We start from the raw sequence: 4,804 nt of genomic DNA, 5'->3' as shown, positions 1-4,804 counted from the left end.
GCCCCCCCCCCCCCCCCCCCCCCCGCCCGCCCCGGCCCCCCCTGGGCCTGGACGATCTGGACAAACTGTTCCTGCGCGGTCGTTGATGAGCCAGCTTCCTCCAGCGATTTTCCTGATGGGCCCGACCGCTGCGGGCAAGACCGATCTGGCCATCGAGCTGACCAAGGTACTGCCGTGCGAGCTGATCAGCGTCGATTCGGCGCTGGTCTATCGCGGCATGGACATCGGCACGGCCAAGCCTTCCAAAGAGCTGCTGGCCGAATATCCGCACCGTTTGATCGATATTCTTGATCCGGCCGAGGCGTACTCGGCGGCGGATTTTCGTCGCGATGCCCTGCAAGCGATGGCCGAAATCACCGCACGCGGAAAAATTCCGCTGCTGGTGGGCGGCACGATGCTCTATTACAAGGCACTGGTCGACGGTTTGGCAGATATGCCAGCGGCTGATGCGGCCATCCGTGCGCAGATCGAAGAAGAGGCTGCACGCCTTGGCTGGCAAGCTCTGCATGATCAATTGGCGATCATCGATCCAGTGTCGGCGGCGCGGATTCACCCCAACGATCCGCAGCGCTTGAGTCGTGCGCTGGAAGTTTATCGGGTCAGCGGTCAGAGCATGACCGCGCTGCGCCAGCAACAATCTGCGCAAAGTACTGAAGCAGCCGCTTCGGGACTGCAACAATTGCCCTATACTGTCGCGAACTTGGCCATTGCCCCGGCAAATCGCCAGGTATTGCACGAGCGCATTAAACAAAGATTCACAAATATGTTGGAACAGGGGTTCATCGACGAGGTCGTAGCCCTGCGTAAAAGAAGTGACCTGCATTCGGGGTTGCCGTCTATACGTGCAGTGGGGTACCGCCAAGTCTGGGATTACCTGGATGGCAAGCTGACGTTGTCCGAAATGCAGGAGCGCGGAGTCATTGCCACGCGCCAATTGGCCAAACGCCAGTTCACCTGGCTGCGCAGCTGGGAAGATTTACACTGGCTGGACAGTCTTGATTGCGACAATCTGCCACGCGCCTTGAAATACCTTGGGACCATCTCCATATTGAGCTGAGTCCTTGCAATTGCCGTCTATCCTTGGGGGTGTGACGGCCAAAGCCATCTGAATTACCTATTTTTTATTATTGAATCCTTAAAGGAGTGCGGCACATGTCAAAAGGGCATTCGCTACAAGACCCTTACTTGAATACTTTACGTAAAGAGAAAGTTGGGGTTTCCATCTACCTGGTCAACGGTATCAAGCTGCAAGGTACGATCGAGTCGTTCGACCAGTTCGTGATCCTGCTGAAAAACACCGTCAGCCAAATGGTTTACAAACACGCTATCTCGACAGTAGTGCCGGTTCGTCCAATTCGTCTGCCTAGCGCAACCGAAAACGAACAGGGCGACGCTGATCCAGCTCCGGGTAACGCCTGATAGGAGTCTCCTTTGTTCTTTGAGCGCCACGGTGGTGGTGAGCGAGTCATTCTCGTTCACTTGGATGGACAGGACCCTGAGGCGCGCGAAGATCCGCAGGAGTTTCAGGAATTGGCTAATTCGGCGGGCGCCGAGACCGTTGCGTTTTTTAACGTGCCGCGTCATCGGCCAACCGCCAAATTTCTGATTGGTAGCGGCAAGGTCGAGGAATTGCGCGACCTCGTACATGCCGAAGAAGCCGATCTGGTGATCTTCAATCACACCCTCACGCCCAGTCAGGAACGTAACCTCGAACGTGTATTCGAGTGTCGCGTGATCGACCGCACCGGTCTGATTCTCGATATTTTCGCCCAACGCGCGCGTACCCATGAAGGCAAGCTCCAGGTCGAACTGGCCCAGCTTGACCACATGAGCACCCGGCTGGTTCGTGGCTGGACCCACCTTGAGCGTCAGGGTGGTGGTATCGGCATGCGTGGTCCGGGTGAAACCCAGCTGGAAACCGACCGCCGTCTGCTGCGGGTTCGCCTGCGACAGATCAAGGGGCGGCTGGAAAAAGTGCGCAGTCAGCGCGAACAGTCGCGTCGCGGCCGTTCCCGTGCGGATATTCCTACTGTTTCCCTGGTGGGCTATACCAACGCCGGCAAATCCACACTCTTCAATAACGTGACGAAATCCGACGTGTACGCGGCCGACCAATTGTTCGCCACGCTGGATCCGACCCTGCGCCGTCTGGAACTGGACGACCTGGGGCCGATTGTCCTGGCCGACACGGTGGGGTTCATTCGCCACCTGCCGCACAAGCTGGTCGAGGCATTTCGGTCTACGCTCGAAGAGTCGAGCAACTCCGACCTCTTGTTGCACGTGATCGATGCGGCCGAACCGGATCGGATGTTGCAGATCGAGCAGGTGATGGTGGTGCTGGGTGAGATTGGGGCCCAGGACTTGCCGATACTTGAGGTATACAACAAACTCGATTTGCTTGAAGGCGTTGAGCCACAAATCCAGCGCGACGAAAACGGCAGGCCGCAACGGGTCTGGTTGTCGGCGCGTGATGGCAGTGGTCTGGAATTGCTTGAGCAAGCCATTGCCGAGTTGTTGGGCAGTGACCTGTTTGTCGGTACCTTACGGCTGCCTCAGCGTTTTGCGCGTCTGCGCGCACAGTTCTTCGAATTGGGCGCGGTGCAGAAAGAAGAATACGACGAAGAAGGTGTCAGCTTGCTGGCCGTTCGATTGCCGCGCTCCGAGCTCAATCGACTGGTCAGTCGTGAAGGCGTTGTGCCGACGGAGTTCATCGAACAACACACTTTGCAATAAAAGCCTGAAAAAGCGGTTGTGCCGCAACGGCAGGCATTCTGTAGCATTGGTCGGCGCGCCGTGGGTGCGTCTTTGCTGTATCAGATGGAGAGCGCTATGGCTTGGAATGAGCCGGGTGGCAACTCGAACAATCAGGATCCTTGGGGTGGCAAGCGCCGCAATAACGGCGACCGCAAGGGGCCACCGGATCTCGACGAGGCCTTCCGAAAGCTGCAGGAAAGCCTGAACGGGTTGTTCGGTGGTGGTAAGAAACGCGGTGGTGATGACGGCGGCGGTTCGGGCAGGAGTGGTGGCGGCTTCGGCGGTCTGCTCGGCATCGGCCTTGTTGTGCTGGCGGCTGTCTGGCTGTACAGCGCGGTCTACGTGGTGGACGAGCAGGAGCAAGCCGTGGTGCTGCGCTTCGGCAAGTACTACGAAACCGTCGGCCCCGGCCTGAACATCTACTTCCCGCCGATCGATAAAAAGTACATGGAAAACGTCACGCGTGAGCGTGCCTATACCAAACAGGGCCAGATGCTGACCGAAGACGAGAACATCGTCGAAGTCCCGCTGACCGTGCAGTACAAGATCAGCAACCTGCAGGACTTCGTGCTGAACGTCGATCAGCCGGAAATCAGCCTCCAGCATGCGACCGACAGCGCCCTGCGCCACGTGGTGGGTTCGACCGCCATGGATCAGGTGCTGACTGAAGGTCGTGAATTGATGGCCAGCGAAATCAAGGAGCGTCTGCAACGTTTCCTCGATACCTATCGCACCGGTATCACCGTCACCCAGGTCAACGTACAGAGCGCAGCAGCACCGCGTGAAGTGCAGGAAGCCTTCGATGACGTGATCCGCGCCCGTGAAGACGAACAGCGTTCGCGCAACCAGGCTGAAACCTATGCCAACGGCGTTGTGCCGGAAGCCCGTGGTCAGGCCCAGCGTATCCTCGAGGATGCCAATGGTTACCGCGACGAAACGGTCTCGCGTGCCAAGGGTGAGGCCGATCGCTTCACCAAGCTGGTCGCCGAGTATCGCAAGGCGCCTGAAGTCACCCGCCAGCGTCTGTACCTGGACACCATGCAGGAAGTCTTCAGCAACACCAGCAAGGTACTCGTGACCGGCAACAAGAACGGCCAGAGCAACCTGCTTTACCTGCCGTTGGACAAAATGATTCAGAACAGTTCGGGCGGCAATGCAGCGGTCACTGGTTCTGCCGCCGCCAGCAATAACACGGACGTCACGCCGCATGTCACTGACGTGCCGCAGTCGCGTACAAGGGAGACCCGCTGATGAGCAATAAATCGCTGATCGCCCTGATCGTTGGCGTTGTCGTGGTACTGGTGGGCTGGAACTGCTTCTACATCGTCGCTCAGACCGAGCGTGCGGTGCTGCTGCAATTCGGTCGTGTGGTGCAGGCGGATGTTCAGCCGGGCCTGCATGTGAAAGTGCCTTACGTTAACCAGGTGCGTAAATTCGACGCACGTCTGATGACGCTGGATGCACCGACACAGCGCTTCCTGACCCTGGAAAAGAAAGCCGTCATGGTTGATGCCTACGCCAAGTGGCGGGTGAAAGATGCCGAGCGCTTCTACACCGCAACTTCCGGCCTCAAGCAAATTGCTGACGAGCGTCTGTCCCGTCGTCTGGAATCCGGCCTGCGTGACCAGTTCGGCAAGCGCACCCTGCACGAAGTCGTGTCGGGTGAGCGTGATGCGCTGATGGCTGATATCACCGCTTCGCTGAACAAGATGGCGGAAAAAGAGCTGGGTATCGAAGTCGTCGATGTCCGGGTCAAGGCCATCGATCTGCCGAAAGAAGTAAACCGCAGCGTGTTCGAACGTATGAGCACCGAGCGTGAGCGTGAAGCTCGCGAGCACCGCGCCAAGGGTAACGAGCTGGCTGAAGGCATCCGTGCCGACGCTGATCGTCAACGCCGCGTACTGCTGGCTGAAGCCTATCGTGAGTCCGAAGAGATTCGCGGTGACGGTGATGCCCAGGCCGCTGCGATCTACTCCAAGGCCTACGGTCAGGATCAAGAGTTCTACGGTTTCTACCGTAGAACTCTTGATCCTGACCGTAGGCCTTGGAG

The 4,804-nt window shown here is 58.2% G+C and carries 5 protein-coding genes; all 5 read left to right on the top strand.

The genetic code is table 11. The annotated features are described in order from the left end of the window. Nucleotides 1-85 precede the first annotated feature (85 nt). A complete protein-coding gene (gene miaA, locus ACIONG_RS29815; RefSeq protein WP_103304662.1) occupies nt 86-1,057 on the top strand; it encodes a tRNA (adenosine(37)-N6)-dimethylallyltransferase MiaA in 972 nt (323 codons plus the stop codon). 95 nt (nt 1,058-1,152) lie between these two features. Next, the gene (hfq, locus tag ACIONG_RS29810; protein ID WP_095109354.1) at nt 1,153-1,419 is read left to right on the top strand and encodes an RNA chaperone Hfq; all 267 of its coding nucleotides are present in this window, start codon (nt 1,153-1,155) and stop codon (nt 1,417-1,419) included. Between the two features lie 12 nt (nt 1,420-1,431). Next, on the top strand, nt 1,432-2,733 hold the full coding sequence (gene hflX / locus ACIONG_RS29805; protein WP_103304663.1) for a ribosome rescue GTPase HflX: 1,302 nt from the start codon (nt 1,432-1,434) through the stop codon (nt 2,731-2,733). Between the two features lie 96 nt (nt 2,734-2,829). Then, complete coding sequence (gene hflK, locus ACIONG_RS29800; protein ID WP_401304552.1) at nt 2,830-4,005, top strand: FtsH protease activity modulator HflK; 1,176 nt, start codon at nt 2,830-2,832, stop codon at nt 4,003-4,005. Continuing rightward, nucleotides 4,005-4,804, top strand: an 800-nt coding sequence (hflC, locus tag ACIONG_RS29795) for a protease modulator HflC (RefSeq protein WP_401304550.1), incomplete at its 3' end; no start/stop codon positions are given. The genes hflK and hflC, both read left to right, overlap by 1 nt.

Origin of the sequence: Pseudomonas sp. NPDC087817, from assembly GCF_044742875.1 — a bacterium.
Lineage (GTDB): Bacteria > Pseudomonadota > Gammaproteobacteria > Pseudomonadales > Pseudomonadaceae > Aquipseudomonas.
The sequence above is the reverse complement of the archived record's forward strand: the minus strand, read 5'-3'. Positions and strand labels throughout refer to the sequence as shown.

Excerpts from the sequence above, each read along its gene's own strand:
- miaA (WP_103304662.1), top strand. The coding sequence starts at position 86 with ATGAGCCAGCTTCCTCCAGCGATTTTCCTGATGGGCCCGACCGCTGCG.
- hfq (WP_095109354.1), top strand. The coding sequence starts at position 1,153 with ATGTCAAAAGGGCATTCGCTACAAGACCCTTACTTGAATACTTTACGT.
- hflK (WP_401304552.1), top strand. The coding sequence starts at position 2,830 with ATGGCTTGGAATGAGCCGGGTGGCAACTCGAACAATCAGGATCCTTGG.